The organism is Methylobacterium sp. A49B, assembly GCF_053346215.1.
The window spans coordinates 82187-102558 of the sequence record NZ_JBKFBO010000097.1 but is presented as its reverse complement, the minus strand read 5'-3'; the positions used below and the strand labels follow the sequence as shown (position 1 = coordinate 102558).

Genomic DNA, 20372 nt, shown 5'->3' with positions numbered 1-20372 from the left:
GTCAGTGCACCTTCCTGGCAGCGGCCTCGGGCGAGGCGCTGGTGACGGGGCGGACCTCGCCATCGGTGTTGATGACGAAGGTGTGGAGCTCCCGGCAGGGGCAGGCCGGCGGCTTGGCGCGGGCCCGCAGCACGGAGCCGACCTCCGAGACGAGGTGGCTGAACGCCAGGAAGGCGAACAGCCCGAGGACGCAGATGGCGGTCGAGGTCATGAGGCGGCTCCGGCGGCGGGGGTGTACGGCGGGGTGAAGGGTTCCCACGGGCCGTCCGGGGCGGCTTGGACGTCGATCGCCAGCACGGCCTGGGATCCTGGGGCGTAGGTCACCCGGATAGTCCGACCCGTCCGCATCCAGTGGCCGGGGTCCGTGGGGTGGGCGACCTGCTCGGCGAACAGGTCGACCCGGGGCGCGGGCGTGGAGGCATCGGCCATGTCAGGATCCCTTCCTGCGCGGGACGGCCGGAGCCGGGAGCGTCGGCAGCACCGGGGCGGGCCCCGGCGCCTCGGACGGGCACGCGAATCCCGGCCGGACGCCCCCCGACGGCGTCGGCCACGCCAGGCTCAGGCAGAGCCGGACTGCCAGCGGCAGCGCGAGGGCCAGCGGGCTCGCCATCAGGCCGGCACCGCCTCGGCCGCGACCGCGGTCTCGACGTGCGTCGGCTCGGGCGCCGGGAACAGCTTCGGACCGGTGCCCTCCGGGTCAGCCGGATCCTCGGCGATCGACCCAAGCTCGGCCTCGGCCGCGTCGACGCTGGCGAAGAACTCGGCGTGCGTCGACGGGGCCTCGACGGCAGCGACCGGTGCGGCAGGGGCCTCAATCGGGGCCCCTGCGGGATCCGGGGCCCGGGCGGAGCGCGGCACCCGCGGGATGTCGCCGTTGCCCTGCGCGAGCTGGATCGCCTTGGCCATGGCCGCGATGACGCCGAGGACCGTGAAGGCCGCGAACAGCCACTTGAACACCGGGGCGATGTCCTGGAGGGCGCTGAACGTGCCGGCGTACTCGGAGGCCTGCTCGCCGACGGCCGAGGCGACCGACAGGATCGCCGCCTTGCCGGGAAGCGTGCGGGACACGGCGACCCTCGCGCCACGAGAGGACGGCGCAGGCTCCGGCAGCGCAGCGACCTGCGGCACAGCCGGAGCGGGATCGGCCATCCGGGTGGCGACGGCCTGGACCTCGGCCACGCGCCTCGTCCAGCCCTTGCCGAAGTGAGGCTAGTCGTCGAGCGTCTTGAGGTACTTCAGCCGCATGGCGGACAGGTCGGCGACCAGCCGGGCGACGTCTGTGACCTTCGCGAGGGCCTCAAGGGTCTTGGCCCCGATGCCGCCGTCGATGTCGCCGGCGTACAGCTTGCGGGCCTTGAGCACGGCCTGGAGGTACCGCGCGGCGCGCCCGGCGCCGCTGTTCACCGCGAAGTCGAACAGGGCGTAATCGAGGCCCCGGGGCAGCAGGTCGGCGCGGATCCGGTCCCAGAACTCGGACCGGTAGATCGCCGTCGCCTCGGGCCGGCCGAGGGCCTGCACGTCGGCAGCGGTGACCCGCACGCCCCGCCATGCCGACAGCGTCGCCTGGGTGATGCCGAGGTTCGTAGGGCCGCCGTTGTCCCTCCGGTCGTTCACGTAGCCCGCCTCGTGGGCGAGGACGTAGGCGATCGCGGGGCTGAAGGATTCGCGCGCCATGTCAGGTCCTCGAACGGTTGCGGCGGCCGGGATGGGACGGCAGCGCGTCGCGCAGCAGGTCGCCGTGCTCGTGGAGGGCGCGGGTCAGGTCGGTCCCGGTCCTGACAAGGGTGAAGCCGAGCTCACGGTCAGTCTCGGACAGGGCGGCGCGCAGCGGCTCGGCGGCGGCCGCGGCGGCGGGCGGGAGCTTCCGGAACCGGCCCCACAAGTAGAAGACGGCCGTGCCGATCCCGCCGGCGACGACGCCCAGCGCGTTCAGGACGTCGGCAGGGATCGCGACGAGCAGCGCGTACGCACCGGCCAGCATCAAACGGTCTCCCGGCGGTGGATGGCGGCGCGCTGGTCGTTGCGCCCTTGGTCGAGGAGGGAGCGTCCGGCAGCGAGGAAGTCGAAGACGCCGAGGGCCGCGTAGACGAGGCAGGCCGTGTTCAGGCCCGGGTACCCGTCGTCGGAGAACATCCGGACGAGCGTGAACCAGATGAGGGCCCCGGCCGCGGCCCCGGCGAAGCGGAGCGTCGGGCTGCGCCGCCAGTTGCCGTTCACCCAGAGGCCGATGCCGCGCACGACGGCCACGAGCATCAGGGCCATGCCCCAGGTGCCCTCAGGCGCGACGGCGGCGAGGTTAACGAAGATGGGCCGGGCGAACGTCGGCCCGGGCAGCAGCAGGGCCGTGGCGAAGGCGGCGAGGATCGCGGCCGACAGCCACTCGCCCTCGCGCGACACGTGCGGGACGCGGTGCGGGTTGTAGGGGCCCCACGTCATGGCTTGGCCTCGGGCTCGACGGCGGGGGCCGCAGCCGGGGCCTCGGGCTCGGCCAAGGCGGGCTTCGCCTTCGCGGCGGCCGCGGGCTTGGCGGGCTCGGCCGAGTCGAGGTCGGCGTGGCGGACGATGCCGCGCTTACCGCAGCGGCCGCAGTGGACCTCGGACCAGTCCATGCCCTTGGCGAGCAGGGGGCGGATCCCGTCCCGGCAGGCGGCCGCGTCGGCGCAGCCCTCGAAGGTGAAGGGGGCGTCCGTCATCAGCTGAAGTCCGCGTGAAGCACGCACGTGACGCGAGCCGGTTGAGCCGAAGGTTCGCGCGTCTGGTTCTTCGCGAGCACGGTGACGACGCAGCGGTCCCGGATGACGAGCTTCAACCCGTTGACGATGACCGCCTGAGCACCGTTCGCGACACCGAGGCCGCCGAGCTCGCCGAGGGTCTTCCGGACCCGCCTGACGTTCACGCCGCGGTGGGCGAGCTCGACGATCGCTGCGGTGTCGTCCACGGCCTCGTCGACCACCACGCCGATCGCCCGCTCGGCGAACCTGCGGACGGCGTGGTCGGTGGCCTTGGCGCGGATCCCCTTGGGATTGCCCCGCTGGGGCGCGGGGGCCGGGGTTTGGATGCTGGACGGCACGGGTGCCGGCGTCGGGGCTGGGGGCACGGGGATCGCTCCTGTGCACCGAGCGTCCCCCCTCGCCCCGAATTCGGATAGACCCGGTTCCCCATGTCGTGGGCCTCCCGGTCCCGCCGGGGACGGCTCAGCGCAGGTAGGTGCCCCTCTTCATCATGTGCGCGAGGTTCTCGTTCAGCTGCTGGCTCATGAGCTCCGGCACGCGCGCGGCAGCGTCCGAGCAGGCCTCGTCCCAAGGCTTCTGCAGGATCGGCCGGTAGCGTGCCTTGTCGACGGCGAGGAACAGGACGCGCGGGTGGTCCGTGTCCTTCAGCCGGCGGCCGATGCGCCGGAGGTCGCCCCCACGGGTCTGGATGACCTGATCGAGGGCCGAGTGCCCCCGGTGGAGGACGTCCTGCTCCGTCACGGGCACCCGTGGCGGCCGGGCAATGTAGCCTTCGTGCGGCTGCCCGTGGATCTTGATGGCCCCGTAGTACACCCCCCAGCGCCCCTGCGTGCCCGACTTCTTGGGTGCCCTGTCGGCCGAGACCTCGCGTGCCAGCCGGGACAGGAAGGCGCGGGGCACCCCGCCGTCCTTGGTGGGCCGGACGCCCTGGGTCTTGGTGATGTTGTCCCACCAGGGGATGAGGATCCGGTTCTGCGCGAGCCCGACGTCGCCCGGCAGGCGGACGTTCGTCTCCATGCCGAAGCTGTACTTCAGGTACGCCGACTGCTTGGCCTTCACGAAGACCTGGGCGTAGACGTCCTCCGGGCTGCGCTCGCCCCTCTCCAGGGCGTTCAGCTCCGCCTTGCTCAGCCGCTTGTAGGCGACCGCGGATTCGGTCCACGGCGACCTTCTCTTCAGCGTCTGGTGGAAGCGATAGCGGATGTTGATGGTGGCCTGCCTGGCGACCTCGTCGACGGCCCATCCCGCGGCACGCCTATACTTGGCCATGCCCCGGTTCGGGTCGGTCATGCCGACCGTGCGGACGAACTCGTCCCTCCAGCGGTCGATCGCCTCGCCGAGGTCGACGGCAAGGTCGACGCCATCGAAGCCGCTTAGGCTGAAGCCCTGGGAGGATTGATTGCGGCGTGCCATGCCGGGGAGGCTGCCACGGGGCCCGTGTCCCGGTCAGCGCCACGCAGGGGCCCGAAATAGATGAAGGCCCCCCCGCGCGCGGCGGAGGGGCCTCCGAGATGTGCTGCATCTCGCCCGTACCCCAGGCGTCCCGACAATACCGCGTCGCCTAGGCAGCCACAAGCGCGGGGGGACGGCGCGGCGTCGACCAGCCACCCGAGGCGTCCAAGTAAGCCTCAGCCTCGCGAGCCAGGTCGAGAGGCGGCAGAGGAGCCCTGCGGACGGCCGCCTGACGGGTCCGAGACCTGTCCCGGCCAGGTCGGCGCCTAGCACCCCGGGAGGCGATGGATGACCGGGTTTCGATGTCCTGGCGGGCCTGCTCGGCAAGCGCAGCGTCCTCCGGGGTGACGGCGGCGCGGTCGGTCTCCAGGCGCCACTCGTTCGTCCAGCCCCGGCACAGAACGCCCTCGTACCGCGTCCACGACCACCGTCCCGTGCCGGTCTCGACGACGACGTGGAAGGGCGTGAAGCGGGTGATCCGGATCGGGCCGGATACGATCTTGGAGGCGGGGCGGGCCTCACGCGAGGCAGAGCCCACAATATAGCGTGACGCGGACCCGACAGGCTCTCCAGCCTCATAGCTCCCGGTGGCGTCAGCCAGGACCTCGGTCTGCGGCTCGGCCATGACTGAGGACCGCCGCAGAGCCTCGGCATCACGGGCGGCCCTCAAGGTCTCGACATCGATCGCTCCGCCGAGCCCGTACTCGTCGGAGGCGAGGCGCATGGCAGATAGGACCGCCTCCTTGCCATGCTCGTGGAAGTCACAGATTTCGGCGAGGCTCCAGCCTTCGGTGCGCTGGCCCAACGCCCACATGCCGATCCAAAGCCGACGCTCGGCCGAATCCGAGGCGCTCTCGATCCCGAGGCGACGGCGGCGTGCCTGCTGCCTCTCTGCCGGGGTCATGGCCTTGCCGCCGCCGGGGAACAGGGGGCGCAGGCCGAACCTCTCAGCCTGCTCGACCTGGATGTCGAGCAGGTCCACCATCGTCGCGGCCGCGTGGTTGTAGAGGACGGTCTGCTCGACGCCCTTGAACTCGTCGGTCTCGCCAGCCTCGTGGCGGCGCTTGCGACGGTCGAGCGTCCCGAGGGCGCTGATCGCCTCCTTCACGGTCAGGCCTGCGAGAGGAGCGAGCTCGGCGGCCCAATCCTCTCGGCGTCCACCCCGGACGTGCGCGGTCGCGTTCGCGGTGAGGAACAGCCAAATCTCGCGCTTGCCCTTGGGCGGGCCACCCATGCCGTCCCGCCACGCGTGCAGGTCGCGCAGGATGCCGACCCATCGTCCGGCCGGCCCGGCATGGCGACGGGGACGCGCAGGGGCAGGATTGTCGTTGGCGGCCGATGCCGCTTGGGCCTCAGCACGGGCCCTTCTGCGCTCCTCGATCTCGCGCCGGGACACGGGCAGGATGGCGTCGGCCAGGGCGTGGAAGGTGTAGCGCGCCGCTTCCTCGAATGTGGCGGGCGCGATGAGCCTCGCCATGGTCCCGGACTTCACGTTCATGCTTCCGACGAGCCGCACGACGCGGGCACTGTCGCGGCAGACGCGGTCGAGGCCGGCGTCGCGGAACAGGCGCCACATGGGCAGGCGCTTGGCCTCGATCGCATCGAGCTCGGGGTCGGCGTGCCTGCGCTTGACCTTGGGCATGCCGTTCGTGGCGAGGTCCGGCCCATGCAGGGCATCGTAGACCGCGCGCACGCGCGCCCACGCGGCAGCCTTCACGCCGTCGCATGCCCACGTCCCCTGCAGTCCACATCCCGAGGCGACCCAGATCGAGGGCAGCGGTATCCCGGCGGCGACCATGGCCTCTATGAGGACATCGCGCACGGCCTCGGGCGCCCATCCATAGAAGGGCAGGCTCTCGTCTCGCTGGTAGTCCCAGTCGAGGACGAGCGAGCCGACCGATTTCAGGCACTCCCCCGTGCGCCGGCGACCCCAGAACCGGTTCAGGCTGGTGTACCGATCATCGGCGGCATGCTGCCTCAGGACGGCATCGGCCGAGTCGAGCGTCTCGCCCTCGAAGCGCTCCACATCGACATCGATGACCTTCGTCCCGACCCAGGCGCGCCCGACCGAACCCTTGGGATGCAGCCATGCGACATGGGCCGCCCGGAGGTGGGCGCGGGTGGCATCGCAGGGGGTGGTGGATGTCTGCGCGTTCGCGGTCATCATCTGGGGTCGGATCGAGCTGACGATGGGGCAGCACACCCATCGACATCGAGGAGGCTAGCCGCGTCGCTGGCAATCTCCAAACCGGGGGTCCTGCGGCCGACTACTGAGCCTGCCCGCGCCTAGGAGGCGCCTCATGGCAGGGGGTCGGCCCACCCCGCCAATGGCCATCCCGCGCGCGAATCGGATGGCCCGTCGACCCGGCGCGCCGTGACCTGGATCGGGACACGGGGCGCGCGGCACGGTCGGCCCCGTGGTCAGGGAAGCCGGGGTCGAGGGCATGCGCGCGTGGAGTGGACGGCCGTCGGCGGAGGGTGACCCTGCCTCGACGAGGGAAGCCTGCCCCCGGGGCACCCCCTCCCCCCCGGGGGCGGTCGGGACCCTACGTTTCCTGCCGATATGTAAGGAAGATGTCCCGTCAGGTTGTTGCCGAGTTTGTAAATGAACTGGTTTTCATCGCTCGCTATCCCTCGGAATAGGATGGTCTCGGACCACTTGGCCGACGGCCAAACCGTCAAGCAAGTCAGGCCGGCGTACGAGCGGAAAATACTTACGCGTAGTGTTCGTCTGCGGTGACGATCTTGGCATGTCGTCTGTTAACTTTGTTACGCAATCGCTACGTCGGCTGAATTCGGTGCGTCGATGACTGAATTCGTCAGCGATCGGATGCGTATGCTTGCAATGATCTGCCTGTGGTCTTCAAAAATCAACGTCCATTTATGCCCTAGCCTTGGCCTACCAGCAGCTACCAAGGTCAATGCAAGTTTGGAGGCTTCGGGCCTCGCTCGGTCCCCGATAGGCTCTGTCGTCACCAAGACCCACCGGCGTCGCCGCCGGCGGGTCGCTGGAATGATTGGCCGCGGATCACGAGCCCGGCCTGGTCCAGCCCGGCGTGCTCCACGTGATGACCCGAGGCTTCGTCGGCAAAGGCTCGGGGCGAGGAGGCGCGGTGTTCGGCTTGCGGGGGCTCAGCGGCGCGACCCCCATCATTGTCTCCACCTTCTCCAAAGTGAACGACACCTCCGTGAAGCCAAGGCGCTCGACGGCCTTCTGTGCCTCAAGGAGGAGCTTCGGGGCATCCGGGTCGCCCGCCAGGTGCGCTTCCCGAGCGAGGAAGACCCGAGCATGGGCGCTCGGCATGGGCATGTGCGCCTTCCGGAAACCTTCCGCAGCCTCCAGATAGAGCTGACGGCCCTTGGCCAGGTCGCCGGACCGGAAAGCCACCATTCCGTTGTTCGCCCCGGTCAGGTGCTTGAAGGCAGGGGACGCTTTTTCGGCATCGACCTGGCGCAGGAGCTTGCTGGCCTCGGCTAGACGGTTCTGGGACGCCATGACGAAGGCACGGACGTTCAACAGGATCGGCGAATCCGAGTTTCGCTGGAGACCTCGGGCCGACAGCTCCTCCGCTTTCGGGAAATCCTCCGTGAAGGCGGCCGTGCTCGCGCCGAACTCGTAAGGCCGGAGCGAGAAGGGATCGACCCGGGACCAAGCCTCGCAGGCGCTCGGAACATCGTCGAAGCGGGCCCTCCGGTAGAGATGGAAGGCCTGGGCCTCGTGCGCCTCCGAAACGGTGTCCAGCCGCTCGTGCGGGACAAGATCAACGCCCAGGTGCCGAGTCGCCCACTCACCCTGCGCCAACGAGCTGCCGGTTGGGTCGACCATGCTCGTGCGGAACATGCGTCGGGATCGCTTCACGCCACCGCCGAGGAGGTCCGCCGTCCCGATCGCGCCTGCGAGCTCGGTGATCTGGTGCGGAGACATCCCCCCGTCATCGACGAAGCGGACGCCTTGCTTAAAGAAGGTCGGATCCCGCTCGGCAAGCTCGGCCAAGGCGATCTCCGCGGCGAGCAGCCACGGGTCACCCCGGGTCGCGGCACTCCTGCGCACGATGTCGTGCGCCCGCTCCGGATCCCCCAAGTGCAGGAACAGCCGCGACGCCGAGCGCAGCACGTGCCGGTTGTCGGGCGAGAGTTGGAGAGCGACACGCATCGATCGCTCGGCCCGCTTGTCCCGCCCGGCGACCGTCTGGTGCAGCGCCAGCTCTACCCATGCCAGCGCGTCGTGCGGATGCAGCCTGGTAAGGTCCCGCCAAGCGGTGGCGTCGGTCGGCCTCGCATGCACCAGCTTGTCGGGCACCTCTTCGCCGTTGCGCTGGAGGAGTTCCGCCGCCTGGGCGCGGACGAGCGGTGCGGCGGTGCTGTTCGGCGCGATAAGCCGGCGTGCGGCGTTGAGGGCTTCCGTCTCCCGGCACTCGACGATCGCGATCTCGACGAGCTCGGATGCGGAAACGATGCTGGGAAACAGTCGCCAGCGTTCGAGACGCTGCACCATCTCGGGCGAGAGGTGGGGGGCCGGCTTCGGGCTCCCACCCAGGCCGAGCTCGCGCGCGCGCAGGGTGAGCGTCAGGCTCCTCCAACGTGGGACGAGGCGCCGTTGCGTCGCGAGGGATTCGGGCGTCATGCGGCCCTCCCGGTACGCATGAGGATGCTGAGCCGCTTCGCGGCCAAGTCCATCCTCGAAACGTACCGTTCGAGCGAGAACTGGGTGGATTGGCCAAGGTGGTCGGGATGCCCCCGGCGCTGGAGGTCCGGATCGCAGAACTCGCGCACCAGGCCGAGCACGTCGGCGCGGACCCGCTCGTCGATGAGCGGGCTCACGTCCGCCAGGACCGCGGAGAAGGCGTTCCGCACGTAGGGCAGGACCTGCTCGTAGGTGCCGCCCCAGGCGCGGGGATGATGCTGCGGATCCAGCTTCGAGAGGAGGAGGGGCGTGATGTTGACCCCGGAGAACAGGAAGGCGGCGAGGTTTCCCAGCATGTAGAGATCGCAACCGATCCGGCGGTTCGTGAACTCGGGGTGCACAAAGCCGAACAGCTGCTCGGGGGGAGCGTACCCACGGTCGCCGGCGATCTTGAAGTCGTCGTGGGCGGCCGGCTGGCCCTTCCGCGAAGACCGCCCGAAATCGGCGACCTTGAAGGAGGGGCCCGGATAGGCGAGCACGTTCGACGGCTTGCCGTCCTGGTGGGCGATCATCTCCTTGTGGACCTGCCAGAGCCCAAGCGTGATGTCCTTGAGGGCATGCATGCACCACAGGGCGTCGCACGCGGTGCTGGTGTCCATCTGCACCCGCACGTCGCCCTCGGCCATCTCGAAGATGAGATAGAAGACGCGTCCCTCCATGGGGCCCATGCCCGGCACCTGGACGTCGCCGTGGTCGAGGGCGATCACGACCTTGGAGAGCTTGCGCCCCCGGCAATGGTCGAGGATGGCGCGCTCGTGGTTGTAGCAGGCGATGAGCTTCTGGATCTCGTTCGCCATGTCGACGTCCGGCTCAAGGGCCGGCGAGAAGTCGAACGCCTTCAGGAATCCGACAGCGGTGCCTTTCTCCGCGATGTAGCTCTGCGAGAACATTCCGCCGGTCGCGCTGGGCCCGCGCTGAAGGTGCCTCGTCACCTTCCACCCGTTCTTCAGATCGAGGCCGAGGAGCTTGTCGGCTGCCGACATGTCAGTGTCCCTTCGAGTGGCTGGAAGACGGCCCGGCGCCCGTCATCCTGGCGACGAGATCCCGGCCGGCGGACGTGAGGGTGAGAGCGCGCTTGCGAGGGTCGGTGATGGAGACGCCCTGGTCGATCAGGGGCTCCTTGGGGCCGGCGCCAGATGCGGATTGGTAGCGCCCGAGCAGCACGGCGACGAAACGGCTGGCCGATTGCTGAGGAACGCCCAGCCGCTCGGCCAGATCGTTCACCGAGAGGTTCGGCTCCACCGCGATCGTCAGGAGCGCCAGGAGCTGCGGCAGCGACAGCTCGTCGCCCGCGGCGGCGATGGCGTCGCGCAGGTCGCGCAGACGCTGCGCATCGTCGGCTTCTAACGGCGTGCCCACACCAACCTCTTGTTCTTACCCATTTTTGGGTTCATATCATCAAAACGAGTACGAACACAAGCGCGGTGTCCATGATCCGGTGGCATCGGGCGCAACGCAGAGGCGGTCACCCGATGAAGATCTTCGTCAGCTCACTCATTTCTGGCCTGGAGCCGATCCGCGACGCGGCCCGCTCCGCGATCACCGATCTCGGCCACGAGGTCATCATGGCGGAAGATTTCGGCGCCCGTCCGGCATCGCCGCAGGTCGCCTGCCTCGAAGGGATCCGCCACGCCGGCCTCGTCGTGCTGATCCTCGGCAAGTCCTACGGGGCGAAGCAGGAGTCCGGCCTCTCTGCCACGCACGAGGAGTACAGGGAGGCCCGCCAGACCAGACCCGTGATCGCCTTTGTCCAGGAAGGCGTCGATCGGGACGACGACGAGGCCGCGTTCGTGGCCGAGGTTCAGGGTTGGAGCGGCGGCCTGTTCCGCGGCGGGTTCACCGGGCCCGACGACCTGCGGGGCAAGATCGTTCGAGCCGTGCACCAGTATGAGATGTCCAAGGCCGCGGGGCCGGTCGACGAGGGCGCCATGCTTGGTCGCGCGATCGGCATGCTCCCGAAGGACACTCGCAGCCACTCATCCGGCCAGAAGCGCCTGTCTATCTCGGTCGTCATGGGCCCGGAGCAGTCGATCCTGCGGCCGAGCCAGATCGAGGATCGCGACCTGGCGGAGCAGCTGCTGCAGTGGAGCCTCTTCGGCGGGACCCAGATCCTCGACCGAGGCAAGGGCATCGGGAATGCCGTCGAGGGCGGTGCGCTCGTCATCCGTCAGGAGCGCGACGCCGCCGTGACGATGATGCCGCAGGGGCACATGCTGTTCACGCTGCCGCTCCCGCGCTCGGACGACATGATGGGGGCGGTCATTGAGGAAGATGTCGCCGACCTGTTGACGCGGATCCTCCGCTATGCGGTGGCGGTCCTAGACCGGGTCGATCCGACCCAACGTCTCACGCACGTCGTCCTGGCGGCCTCGATCGCCGACGCCCAGTATATGATCTGGCGCACCCGCAGCGAGGCGACCGCGAACCGAGGCTCCGTCAGCCACGGTTTCGGCCACAAGGAGCCGGGTCCGGTGACGCTGTCGCCGGCCTTGCGTACCCGGGCCGCCCTCAAGCACGACGAGCGCGACTTGGTCGAGGATCTCGTGACGTTGCTCCGCCGGGAATACCGGACGAACACCAACTGACGTCGGCGTGGGCGGCCGCAGGGGCCCCACCCCGGGCCCTCAGTGCCATCCGGTGCGTACCCCGATGGGAGCCTCTGGTTGCTACGGGGCCGTCGATGGGATCCCGGGTCGCGGGATCCCATCCGATTGCCGTGCGAGGGTTCGGTAGACGGTAGGCCGCGAGACGGAGAACAGCTCGGCCAGGTCGGCGATCGCGCATTCTCCCGTGTCGTTCATCCGGCGCAGCTCTCGCTGCTGTTTCTCGGTGAGCTTGGGCTTCTTGCCCCTGAGTTTACCATGGGACTTGGCGATCGTCATTCCCTCGCGGGTGCGCAGGCGGATCAGGTCGCTCTCGAACTCGGCGAAGGTGGCCAGGATGTTGAAGAACATCTTCCCCATCGGATCGGCCGGATCGTAGACGCTCGCCCCCAGGGCCAGCTTGACCCCTCGTCCGACCAGCGCGTCGGCAATGGCACGGGCGTCCGGGACCGAGCGGGCCAGCCGGTCGAGCTTGGGAACCACGAGGGTGTCGCCTGTCCGGGTGGCGGCCAGCGCCTGCGCCAGGCCCGGGCGGTCCCTGCTCGTGCCGGTCAGCCCGTGGTCGGTGTAGACCCGTTCCGGTGCGACCCCGAGCCCTTCCAGGGCGGCGCGCTGGGCCGCGAGATCCTGCCGGTCGGTCGAGCAGCGGGCGTAGCCGATCAGAATCGTCATGGCGAGAAGTGTACGATTGGCCCCCCGCCATTGAAAGGATCAGCGTACGGGTCTTGTGAGACGGTTATCCTCTTGGGCGGCCCGGATCCCCGAGCGCGGATCCCGGGTGTCCATATGCCGATTCCGTTACGGACAGGCGTTCTGACCGTTAGTGGCCGTAAGCGGAACGGCTGCCTCGGAGGAGATCCGCTGGAAAAGCGGACGGGCTCCTACCGACCCAACGCAGTCGTTCATGAGCGGCTGAGCGCCTCCCGTAAGCGGACCAGGCCTCGGACGGACGGAAGATACGTGTGCGGGTCTCGAAAATTGCTTCGTCAAGTCGCGCAATCAGGGCAGGTACGCCCGCAACGTCGGCTTATGACAGCCTACACCCCGTCGTCTCCGAATTCGGCTCAGGCCATCAGGCGGTGGGTGTTGTCCGCGACGAGCTCCCGGTAGCGCGCGATGACGTCGCCCTGGCTGCCGCCCGCCATCAGCGTGTTGGCGGCCTCCATCGCCGCCACGACCTTCTCACCGACCATCGAGACCATCTCGACCTGGCCCTCGGCGCCGCCCCAGGCGATCCGCACGAGCCGCAACTCGATGACCTTCTGGGCCTCCACGGCGAGGAGGAACGCGGCAAAGAACGGGTTCAGCATAACGGCTCCGGTCGGACGGTCGCATCCGACAACGCCTCGACGAGCCCCCAGCCACTGCGGACAATGACGCAGGCCGGGGCCGTGTCCATTATGTTGAAATGCGCTCCCTCCGTCGGCCCGCCCGCAAATTCCCGCAATCGCGACATAGGCGATGGTTACGGACCAGCGGGCAGGCGATGGCCCTCGTCCCGAGCTTACGGCCAAGGTCGCACGGCGTTTGCGTCCGAAGGCTGGCCGCGGGCGGCCGGCGCAATCACGGACACCATGACCCAGTACCTCGTCAGGCGCGCCAACCTCCTCGTGCTCGGTGTCCTCATGGCCATCGTCGCCCTGGTCGGCGCGGTGACCTGGGAGCGCCTCAACGCCTCGCGCGAGGCCCGGGAGTGGTCGCAGCACAGCTACCGGGTCCTGAGCACTACCAAGGACCTCGCGATCGCCCTGCGCGACGCCGAGCGTGGTCAGCGCGGCTACGTCCTCACCGGCCGCGACGAGTACCTCGCGCCCTACGACGCCGCCCGCGACCGGCTCGGCCTGCTCCAGGGCGAGTTGCAGAAGCTGACCGCCGACAACCCCACGCAGCAGGAGCGCATCCGCGCCCTGGCACCGGCCATCCAGCAGAAGCTGGAGGAGCTCGCCCAGACCTTGCAGGCGCGCCGCGACGGCGGCCTTGAGAACGCCCTGCGCATTGTCAACGGCGACGCCGGCCGCAACCACATGCGCGAAGCCGAGGTCATGCTCGACGGCATGCTGGCCGAGGAGCAGCGTTTGCTCGACGAACGCCTCGCGCAGAACGACGGTCGGGCGGCCTGGGTGCGCTGGATGGTCATCGCCGGATCGGCACTGGCCGTCCTCACGATGCTCTGGGCGGCCCGCCTCCTGAACCAGGCATGGTCGCGCTCCTACGCGACCGAGGCCGAGCAGCGGGCCCTGGCGCTGCGCTTACGCACCACCATCGATAGCCTCAGCCAGGGCGTCGCGGTGTTCGGCCCCGAGCGCAAGCTCGCGAACTGGAACGAGTGCTTCCAGGTGCTGCTCGACCTGCCGAAGGCCATGCTCCGCCCCGGCATCGCTTACGGCGCCTTCGCCGACCACACCGGCGAGCCCGGTCGCCCCGCCCTGGAGACCGAGGACCAGGTCCGCCACGGCAGCCGGAATCCCCGTGAGGCGGTCACGTACGAGCGCGAGCGCGCGGACGGGCATCACCTTGAGATCCGCCGGACGCCGATGCCGGACGGCGGCTTCGTCCTGACCATCTCGGACATGACCAAGCGCGCCCAGGCCGAGGCCGTGCTGCGCGAGGCCCAGAAGATGCAGGCAGTGGGGCAACTGACCGGCGGCATCGCGCACGACTTCAACAACCTGCTGCAGGTCATCCTCGGGAACCTGGAGTTCGTCCGGGCTAAGCTCGACGGCGACGCCAGGCTGCAGCAGCGGATTGAGCGTGCGGCGTGGGCGGCCCAGCGAGGAGCGACCCTGACGGGCCAACTCCTCGCCTTCGCGCGCAAGCAACCGCTCGCCCCGGCGCCCGTCGACCTCGCCGCGACGATGCCGGACCTGATCCCGCTCCTGCGGCGCACGCTCGGCGAGCACATCGAGGTCCGCTACGTCGAGACCGCCGGCCTGTGGCCTGCCATGGCCGACCCGGCCCAGTTGGAGAGCGCCGTCCTCAACCTCGCGCTGAACGCCCGGGATGCGATGCCGGGCGGCGGCCGGCTCACCATCGAGCTCGGCAACAAGGTCCTCGACGAGGCCTACGCCCGGAACAACGCCGAGATTACGCCGGGCGACTACGCCATGGTGGCGGTCTCGGACACTGGCCACGGCATGACCCCGGACGTCGTCAGGCGCGTGTTCGAGCCGTTCTTCACGACCAAGCCCGACGGCAAGGGCACCGGGCTCGGCCTCGCCATGGTGTTCGGCTTCGTCAAGCAGTCGGGGGGACACGTGAAGATCTACTCGGAGCCCGGCGAGGGCACGACCGTGAAGATCTACTTGCCCCGGGCGGTCGGTGCCGTGGCCGCCGCGCCGGTCACAGGCGCGCCAGTCGAGTTGCCGCGTGGCTCGGCCACGGTGCTGGTCGTCGAAGACGAAGCGGGGGTGCGCGAAATCGCCTGCGCGATCCTCTCCGACCTCGGCTACCGAGTGCTGGAAGCCGTCGACGGCGAGGATGCGCTCCGAGTGTTTGGGACCAACCTCGCCTCGGTCGACCTGCTGCTCACGGACGTGGTCCTACCGGGCAAGGTCCGCGGGCGCGAACTCGCGGAACGGGTGCAGGCGCTGCGTCCGGAGGTGCGGGTGCTGTTCATGTCCGGCTACACGGAGAACAGCATCGTGCACCACGGCCGGCTCGACGATGGGGTCCACCTCGTGGGCAAGCCGTTCAAGCGCGAACAGCTCGCCCGCAAGGTCGCCGAGATCCTGAAGGGTGCCGCGGCGCCACCGGAGGCCGGGAACGTCGTGCCCCTGCGCCCGGTGAGGGACGCGGGTCCCTGACGCCGCTGGGTTCCCCTAGCGCCCGTTGATCGGCCCAGGAGGCTGGGGCGCCGGAGGCTCGCCCGGCGGATCGCCTTCCGGCGGTACCGGGTCCGGCGGCGGATCGCCGATGGGCGGCAACGGGTCGTCCCCTGGCTTCGGCGTATCGGACTGCATCATGCCCCCCACGTTCGGCTCCCGGGAGTGGACGCGGACGACAACGCGCGGAGGTCCGCGATGTCCCGCGCGAGGTGAACTCCGTAGTGCTGCCCGGAAATTCCGTGCCCGCGGGCGGACCTGCGCCGTGTCGCCGCGTTGTCCGGCTCGTGGTTGTCCCACGTCGGTCGCAAAGCTACTCACGCCCGCAAGCGGGGGCCTATGGACGAAGAAAACGAGAGGCTGCGCCGACGCGAGCGTGAGCTCGAAGACCGCGTGGCGAGGCTTGAGGCCCAACTCGGCGACGGCCTGCGTCGGCCGGGCCAAGGGCAGCGGACCTCCGCGGCCTCCACCGACCTACTGTTCACGGCGGCGGAGAAGACCCGCATGCCGCAAATCATCACCGACCCCAACCTGCCCGACAACCCCATCGTCTTCGCCAATCGGGCCTTCCAGAACCTGTGCGGGTACGACGCCGACGAGCTGATCGGGAGGAACTGCCGGTTCCTGCAGGGGCCCGGCACGGACCCCGCCGACATCGCCAAGGTCCGGGACGCCATCGCGGCCCGGCGGGACGTCGTCATCGAGATCCTGAACTACCACCGCGACGGCACGCCCTTCCGCAACGAGCTCTACGTCAGCCCCGTCTTCGATCCGGATGGACAGCTCCGCTACTTCTTCGCGAGCCAGCTGGACGTCACTCGGTTCCGCACCACCGAGGGCGTGCTTGCCGAGAGCGAGGCCCGCTACCGGGCCCTGTTCGATGCTGTCGACAGCGGCTTCTGCGTCGTCGAGATGCGCTTCGACGCCGAGGACCGGGCGGTCGACTACCGCTTCGTCGAGGTGAACCCGGCCTTCGCGGCGCAGACGGGCCTACACGACGCCGTCGGGCGCTGGATGACCGAGCTCGCGCCGGCCCATGAACGCCACTGGTTCGAAACCTACGGCGAGGTCGCACGTACGGGACGACCGGTGCGGTTCGAGAGCGGCGCGGTAGCCCTGGGGCGCTGGTTCGACGTCCACGCCCTGCGTGTGGGCGAGCCCGAACAGCACAGGGTCGCCATCCTGTTCAACGACATTACCGACCGGCGACGCCTCGAAAATCATCTGGAGGCCACCGCCCAGGAACGGGCCGACGAGCGCGACATGGTCTGGCGGGCCAGCCGCGACCTTTTCGTGGTTTGCGGGCTGGACGGCACCTTCCGCAAGGCGAACGACGCCTGGACGGAGATGCTGGGCTGGGACGCCGCCGAGGTCGTCGGCGCCCGCTTCGATGCCTTGGTCCACCCCGCCGACATCCCGGAGGCCGCCGCTGCCTTCGAGCGCGTCACCGGCGGCGCGGCCCTGCAAGACGTCGACGTGCGCATGCGGATGAAGAACGGCGGCCATCGCTGGGTGTCCTGGAACGCCATCCCGCGCGGCGACCACTTCTACGCCGCGGGCCGCGACATCACCGAACGCCGCGCCTTGGAGGAGCAACTTCGGCAATCCCAGAAGCTGGAGGCGGTCGGTCAGCTCACAGGCGGCGTCGCCCATGATTTCAACAACCTGCTGACGGTCATCAAGTCGTCGACGGACCTGTTGAAGCGTCCGAACCTCGTCGAGGAACGGCGGTTGCGCTACGTCGGTGCCATTTCCGACACGGTCGACCGGGCCGCCAAGCTAACGGCTCAACTCCTCGCCTTCGCCCGGCGGCAGGCGCTCAGGCCCGAGACCTTCGCGGTCAACCAAGCGGTGGCGGCGCTCGCCGACATGGTCGGCACGCTCACCGGCGCCCGCGTGAACGTGCAGCTTGACCTGCCTGCCGGCGAACCGCAGGACCTTCACGTGAACGCCGACCCAAGCCAGTTCGATACCGCGCTGGTGAACCTGGTCGTGAATGCCCGGGACGCGATGGACGGCGAGGGTCGTCTGCGCATCCGCCTTCGCCGCACCACCCGCATCCCCGCCGTCCGGGCGCACCCGGCCCAGCGCGGCGACTTCATCGCGGTCTCGATCTCCGACACGGGATCGGGCATCGCGCCGGAGAACCTGGAGCGCATCTTCGAGCCGTTCTTCACGACGAAGACCGTCGGCCAGGGCACAGGTCTCGGCCTCAGCCAGGTGTTCGGCTTCGCCAAGCAGTCCGGCGGCGAGATCACGGTCGAGAGCCGGGAGGGCGCCGGGACGACCTTCACCCTCTACCTTCCCCGTGTCGCCCCAGCCGCCGCCTCGGTGCCCGACGCGGAACCGGAGGCGTTGGCGGAAGGCCATGGCACTTGCGTCCTTGTCGTCGAGGACAACCTCGATGTCGGGGCCTTCGCCCAGCAAGCGTTGAGCGAACTGGGCTTCTCGACGGTCTGGGCGACCGACGCGGAAAAGGCCCTGGCCGAGATCGAGCGCATCCCGTTCCGGTTCGAGGTGGTGTTCTCGGACGTAATGATGCCAGGCATGAACGGCGTCGAGCTCGCGGGCGAGATCCGACGGCGACGACCGGACATTCCGGTCGTCCTGACCTCAGGCTACAGCGACGTGCTGGCGGCCGAGGGTACCCACGGCTTCGACCTGTTGCGCAAGCCGTACTCGGTGGCTGACCTGTCGCGCATCCTCCGTCGCGCCATCCAGGAGGCAAGGTCGAAACGTCCCTGACGACACGACCGTTCGTACTCTCCGAAGCCCGACACCGAATTCATCCATGATCGGACCGGGATGTAACCTCAGACCACAAGACGGTTGCGCGCAACTCGTCTAGTCTACGATTCCGACACTCGCCCGATAACATGCCGAAGCCTGCCCTACCGTCCCTGGTACGCGATCCGGTCCGCCTCGAAGCGCTGGCGGCGACCGGCATCCTGCACACCCCGCCGGAGGCGGAATTCGACGACATCGCCCAACTGGCCGCATTGGTTTGCGACACGCCCGTCGCGCTCGTCAGCTTCGTCGCGGAAGACCGGCAATGGTTCAAGGCGCAGGTCGGTTTCCCGCTCTGCGAGACGACCCTCAACGCCTCGGTCTGCGCATACACTCTGGCCGCTCAGGACCTCCTGACCATCCCAGACCTGACCGTCGATCCGCGGACCCGGGACAACCCGCTGGTGACCGGGGAGCCGTTCATCCGCTTCTATGCCGGGGCACCGCTGCGGGACGCGGACGGGCAGGTGCTCGGCAGCCTGTGCGTCATCGACCACGACCCCCGGCCCGGGGGCCTGACCGAAAGGGAGGCGGACGCCCTGCAACGGCTAGCCCGGCAGGTGATGACCTTGATGCGCGAACGGCGGCTCAACGCGGAGATGCGGACGACCCGCGACGCGCTTCGGACGTCGCAGGAGCGGCTGGCCTTCGCCTTCGCGGCGTCCGGCAGCCTCGGGTGGTGGGATTGGGACATCCCGGCCAACCGGCTCTACGCAGGGGAGCAGTTCGCCCGCATGTACGGCGTCGATCCGAAGGATGCCGCCGGGGGGGCGCCGCTCGCCGCCTTCGTCGACGGCATCCACCCGGACGACCGGGGCTGGGTCGGCGAGCGCATCCAGACCGCCCTCGATACAGGGGGCGAGTTCAGCGAGGAGTACCGCCTGCTTCGCGCGGACGGGACGCTGACCTGGGTGCACGCCCGGGGGCGGTGCTTTCTCGACGACGAAGGCAGGCCGCTGCGCTATCCCGGCGTCGCCGTGGACATCACCGCCCGCAAGCTGGCGGACGCGGCCCGCGCCGTAGGCGAGGCGCGGCTGAAGTCGATCATGGAGACCGTGCCGGTCGGCATCCTGCTCGCCGAGGCGCCCTCGGGCCGCATCCTGATGGGCAACCAGCGCCTGGCGGAGATCCTCGGCCACGACACGCTCTACGCCTCGTCGAGCGACGCCTACGGTGCGTTCGTGGCCTTCCACGAGGACGGGCGGCGGGTTGAGGGACACGAGTATCCCCTCGCGCGCATCACCGGGGGCGAGTGCAAGCGTGCGGTCCTGGAGGTGCTGTACCAGAGGCCGGGCGGTGCGCGGCGCTGGATCATGATTACCGGCGAGGCGGTCGAGGACGAGCGGGGCTCGACGGTCGGGGCGGTTTGCGCGGTCAGCGACATCGACGACCGCAAGGCCGCCGAGGCGTCGCAGGACATCCTCAACCGCGAGCTCAGCCACCGGCTCAAGAACACCCTGGCCATGGTGCAGTCCATCGCGACGCAGACCCTGCGCAACGCGGCGAGCCTGCCGGCGGCGCAGGAAGCGCTGGCGGCCCGTCTGGTCGTCCTCGGCAAGGCGCACGACGTCCTGCTGCTCGGACATTCCGAGACGGCCAACGTCCGCGACCTCGTGCGGGGGACGCTGGCGCTGCACCAGGACAAAGCCGGTCGGTTCCACATCTCCGGGCCGAACCTGTTCATCGGGCCGAGCGCGGCGCTGATGCTCGGGCTGGTGCTGCACGAGCTCGCGACCAACGCGACCAAGTACGGAGCCCTCTCCACTGCGGCCGGCCGTGTCGACCTCGACTGGAACGTAACCGGGGACAGGGAGGATGCCGAGTTTCGGCTGGACTGGCGGGAGCGGGACGGCCCCCCGGTCGCCCCGCCGGACCGCAAGGGCTTCGGCTCGCGCCTGATCGAGCGCGGAATGGGCGGCGGACGGGTCGCCATCGAGTACCGGGTCGAGGGCGTCAGTTGCGTGGTGAGCGTGCCGATGGAGAGCCTGCAGTCGCGAGCCTGACGATAGGCCGACAGGGTGGCGGATCTCCTCCTGCGCTTTCGCCGGACAATCTTGGATGGCGAACTCCTCCAAGGCGTTGATCGGAAAGCCGCAGTGACGAGGCGTCGGTGCTTCGCTATCAGCCTCGCCCATGGACGATGCTGGTTGCCGGGGGGCAGGCGAACTTCTCGATGGATAACGATTTGCGATGCCTCACGCGCGAGGAGCTTGAGGCAGAGGTCCGCCGCCTGAGGGCGAAGTTGGCCGACCGACCGGATTACGGCCCGGGCCCATCCGACCCGCACCCACGC

Annotated in this window: 19 protein-coding genes; 4 read left to right on the top strand and 15 right to left on the bottom strand. The window is 69.4% G+C overall.

The genetic code is table 11. The features are described from left to right. Window position 1: 1 nt before the first annotated feature. The 13 genes from ACLBX9_RS15910 to ACLBX9_RS15850 form a co-directional block, all read right to left on the bottom strand. Window positions 2-211: a hypothetical protein gene (locus ACLBX9_RS15910; protein ID WP_447719612.1), complete on the bottom strand. Its 210-nt coding sequence runs from the start codon at window positions 209-211 to the stop codon at window positions 2-4. Then, window positions 208-429: a hypothetical protein gene (locus ACLBX9_RS15905; RefSeq protein WP_447719611.1), complete on the bottom strand. Its 222-nt coding sequence runs from the start codon at window positions 427-429 to the stop codon at window positions 208-210. Before ACLBX9_RS15905 ends, ACLBX9_RS15910 begins: the two co-directional genes overlap by 4 nt. Before the next feature lie 180 nt (window positions 430-609). Beyond that, window positions 610-1179 carry a hypothetical protein gene (locus tag ACLBX9_RS15900; RefSeq protein ID WP_447719610.1) on the bottom strand — a complete coding sequence of 190 codons (570 nt, stop codon included), beginning with the start codon at window positions 1177-1179 and terminating at the stop codon, window positions 610-612. Window positions 1180-1209: 30 nt separating this feature from the next. Continuing rightward, entirely contained in the window at window positions 1210-1674 is a 465-nt protein-coding gene (locus tag ACLBX9_RS15895; RefSeq protein ID WP_447719609.1) for a glycoside hydrolase family 108 protein, read from the bottom strand. A 1-nt stretch (window position 1675) separates the two neighbouring features. After that, the gene (locus ACLBX9_RS15890; RefSeq protein WP_447719608.1) at window positions 1676-1981 is read right to left on the bottom strand and encodes a hypothetical protein; all 306 of its coding nucleotides are present in this window, start codon (window positions 1979-1981) and stop codon (window positions 1676-1678) included. Then, complete coding sequence (locus ACLBX9_RS15885) at window positions 1981-2436, bottom strand: hypothetical protein (RefSeq protein ID WP_447719607.1); 456 nt, start codon at window positions 2434-2436, stop codon at window positions 1981-1983. Before ACLBX9_RS15885 ends, ACLBX9_RS15890 begins: the two co-directional genes overlap by 1 nt. Next, the gene (locus ACLBX9_RS15880; RefSeq protein WP_447719606.1) at window positions 2433-2693 is read right to left on the bottom strand and encodes a hypothetical protein; all 261 of its coding nucleotides are present in this window, start codon (window positions 2691-2693) and stop codon (window positions 2433-2435) included. Before ACLBX9_RS15880 ends, ACLBX9_RS15885 begins: the two co-directional genes overlap by 4 nt. Beyond that, window positions 2693-3097 carry a hypothetical protein gene (locus tag ACLBX9_RS15875; protein WP_447719605.1) on the bottom strand — a complete coding sequence of 135 codons (405 nt, stop codon included), beginning with the start codon at window positions 3095-3097 and terminating at the stop codon, window positions 2693-2695. The genes ACLBX9_RS15880 and ACLBX9_RS15875 overlap by 1 nt, the downstream gene beginning before the upstream one ends. A 97-nt stretch (window positions 3098-3194) precedes the next feature. Next, complete coding sequence (locus ACLBX9_RS15870; RefSeq protein ID WP_447719604.1) at window positions 3195-4145, bottom strand: hypothetical protein; 951 nt, start codon at window positions 4143-4145, stop codon at window positions 3195-3197. Between the two features lie 148 nt (window positions 4146-4293). Beyond that, window positions 4294-6351, bottom strand: coding sequence for a hypothetical protein (locus tag ACLBX9_RS15865; protein ID WP_447719603.1), 2058 nt, complete (start codon window positions 6349-6351; stop codon window positions 4294-4296). 861 nt (window positions 6352-7212) lie between these two features. Then, window positions 7213-8808, bottom strand: a complete 1596-nt coding sequence (locus ACLBX9_RS15860) for a hypothetical protein (RefSeq protein WP_447719602.1) — start codon at window positions 8806-8808, stop codon at window positions 7213-7215. After that, window positions 8805-9851, bottom strand: coding sequence for a protein kinase domain-containing protein (locus tag ACLBX9_RS15855; RefSeq protein ID WP_447719601.1), 1047 nt, complete (start codon window positions 9849-9851; stop codon window positions 8805-8807). Before ACLBX9_RS15855 ends, ACLBX9_RS15860 begins: the two co-directional genes overlap by 4 nt. Window position 9852: 1 nt before the next feature. After that, window positions 9853-10227 carry a MarR family transcriptional regulator gene (locus tag ACLBX9_RS15850; RefSeq protein WP_447719600.1) on the bottom strand — a complete coding sequence of 125 codons (375 nt, stop codon included), beginning with the start codon at window positions 10225-10227 and terminating at the stop codon, window positions 9853-9855. A gap of 113 nt (window positions 10228-10340) precedes the next feature. Between ACLBX9_RS15850 and ACLBX9_RS15845 the strand changes: the two genes are divergently transcribed. Next, complete coding sequence (locus tag ACLBX9_RS15845; RefSeq protein WP_447719599.1) at window positions 10341-11453, top strand: DUF4062 domain-containing protein; 1113 nt, start codon at window positions 10341-10343, stop codon at window positions 11451-11453. An 81-nt stretch (window positions 11454-11534) separates the two neighbouring features. Here the strand turns inward: ACLBX9_RS15845 and ACLBX9_RS15840 are convergent, their stop codons facing one another. Both ACLBX9_RS15840 and ACLBX9_RS15835 read right to left on the bottom strand, forming a co-directional pair. Further along, the gene (locus ACLBX9_RS15840) at window positions 11535-12143 is read right to left on the bottom strand and encodes a recombinase family protein (protein WP_447719598.1); all 609 of its coding nucleotides are present in this window, start codon (window positions 12141-12143) and stop codon (window positions 11535-11537) included. 392 nt (window positions 12144-12535) lie between these two features. Then, window positions 12536-12781 (bottom strand): hypothetical protein, encoded by a 246-nt coding sequence (locus ACLBX9_RS15835; protein WP_447699780.1) that lies wholly within the window; start codon window positions 12779-12781, stop codon window positions 12536-12538. 264 nt (window positions 12782-13045) lie between these two features. Here ACLBX9_RS15835 and ACLBX9_RS15830 point away from each other — a divergent pair, with 264 nt between their 5' ends. From ACLBX9_RS15830 to ACLBX9_RS15820, 3 genes are all read left to right on the top strand, one after another. Continuing rightward, complete coding sequence (locus ACLBX9_RS15830) at window positions 13046-15274, top strand: CHASE3 domain-containing protein (RefSeq protein WP_447699781.1); 2229 nt, start codon at window positions 13046-13048, stop codon at window positions 15272-15274. A gap of 357 nt (window positions 15275-15631) precedes the next feature. Next, a complete protein-coding gene (locus ACLBX9_RS15825; RefSeq protein WP_447719597.1) occupies window positions 15632-18037 on the top strand; it encodes a PAS domain S-box protein in 2406 nt (801 codons plus the stop codon). A 131-nt stretch (window positions 18038-18168) separates the two neighbouring features. Further along, the gene (locus ACLBX9_RS15820) at window positions 18169-20082 is read left to right on the top strand and encodes an HWE histidine kinase domain-containing protein (RefSeq protein WP_447719596.1); all 1914 of its coding nucleotides are present in this window, start codon (window positions 18169-18171) and stop codon (window positions 20080-20082) included. Window positions 20083-20372 lie beyond the last annotated feature (290 nt).

What these genes read in the sequence shown, in the direction of transcription:
- ACLBX9_RS15910 (WP_447719612.1), bottom strand. Translation starts at nt 211, where the DNA reads ATGACCTCGACCGCCATCTGCGTCCTCGGGCTGTTCGCCTTCCTGGCG.
- ACLBX9_RS15905 (WP_447719611.1), bottom strand. Translation starts at nt 429, where the DNA reads ATGGCCGATGCCTCCACGCCCGCGCCCCGGGTCGACCTGTTCGCCGAG.
- ACLBX9_RS15895 (WP_447719609.1), bottom strand. Translation starts at nt 1,674, where the DNA reads ATGGCGCGCGAATCCTTCAGCCCCGCGATCGCCTACGTCCTCGCCCAC.
- ACLBX9_RS15890 (WP_447719608.1), bottom strand. Translation starts at nt 1,981, where the DNA reads ATGCTGGCCGGTGCGTACGCGCTGCTCGTCGCGATCCCTGCCGACGTC.
- ACLBX9_RS15885 (WP_447719607.1), bottom strand. Translation starts at nt 2,436, where the DNA reads ATGACGTGGGGCCCCTACAACCCGCACCGCGTCCCGCACGTGTCGCGC.
- ACLBX9_RS15880 (WP_447719606.1), bottom strand. Translation starts at nt 2,693, where the DNA reads ATGACGGACGCCCCCTTCACCTTCGAGGGCTGCGCCGACGCGGCCGCC.
- ACLBX9_RS15870 (WP_447719604.1), bottom strand. Translation starts at nt 4,145, where the DNA reads ATGGCACGCCGCAATCAATCCTCCCAGGGCTTCAGCCTAAGCGGCTTC.
- ACLBX9_RS15865 (WP_447719603.1), bottom strand. Translation starts at nt 6,351, where the DNA reads ATGATGACCGCGAACGCGCAGACATCCACCACCCCCTGCGATGCCACC.
- ACLBX9_RS15860 (WP_447719602.1), bottom strand. Translation starts at nt 8,808, where the DNA reads ATGACGCCCGAATCCCTCGCGACGCAACGGCGCCTCGTCCCACGTTGG.
- ACLBX9_RS15855 (WP_447719601.1), bottom strand. Translation starts at nt 9,851, where the DNA reads ATGTCGGCAGCCGACAAGCTCCTCGGCCTCGATCTGAAGAACGGGTGG.
- ACLBX9_RS15845 (WP_447719599.1), top strand. Translation starts at nt 10,341, where the DNA reads ATGAAGATCTTCGTCAGCTCACTCATTTCTGGCCTGGAGCCGATCCGC.
- ACLBX9_RS15840 (WP_447719598.1), bottom strand. Translation starts at nt 12,143, where the DNA reads ATGACGATTCTGATCGGCTACGCCCGCTGCTCGACCGACCGGCAGGAT.
- ACLBX9_RS15835 (WP_447699780.1), bottom strand. Translation starts at nt 12,781, where the DNA reads ATGCTGAACCCGTTCTTTGCCGCGTTCCTCCTCGCCGTGGAGGCCCAG.
- ACLBX9_RS15830 (WP_447699781.1), top strand. Translation starts at nt 13,046, where the DNA reads ATGACCCAGTACCTCGTCAGGCGCGCCAACCTCCTCGTGCTCGGTGTC.
- ACLBX9_RS15825 (WP_447719597.1), top strand. Translation starts at nt 15,632, where the DNA reads ATGGACGAAGAAAACGAGAGGCTGCGCCGACGCGAGCGTGAGCTCGAA.
- ACLBX9_RS15820 (WP_447719596.1), top strand. Translation starts at nt 18,169, where the DNA reads ATGCCGAAGCCTGCCCTACCGTCCCTGGTACGCGATCCGGTCCGCCTC.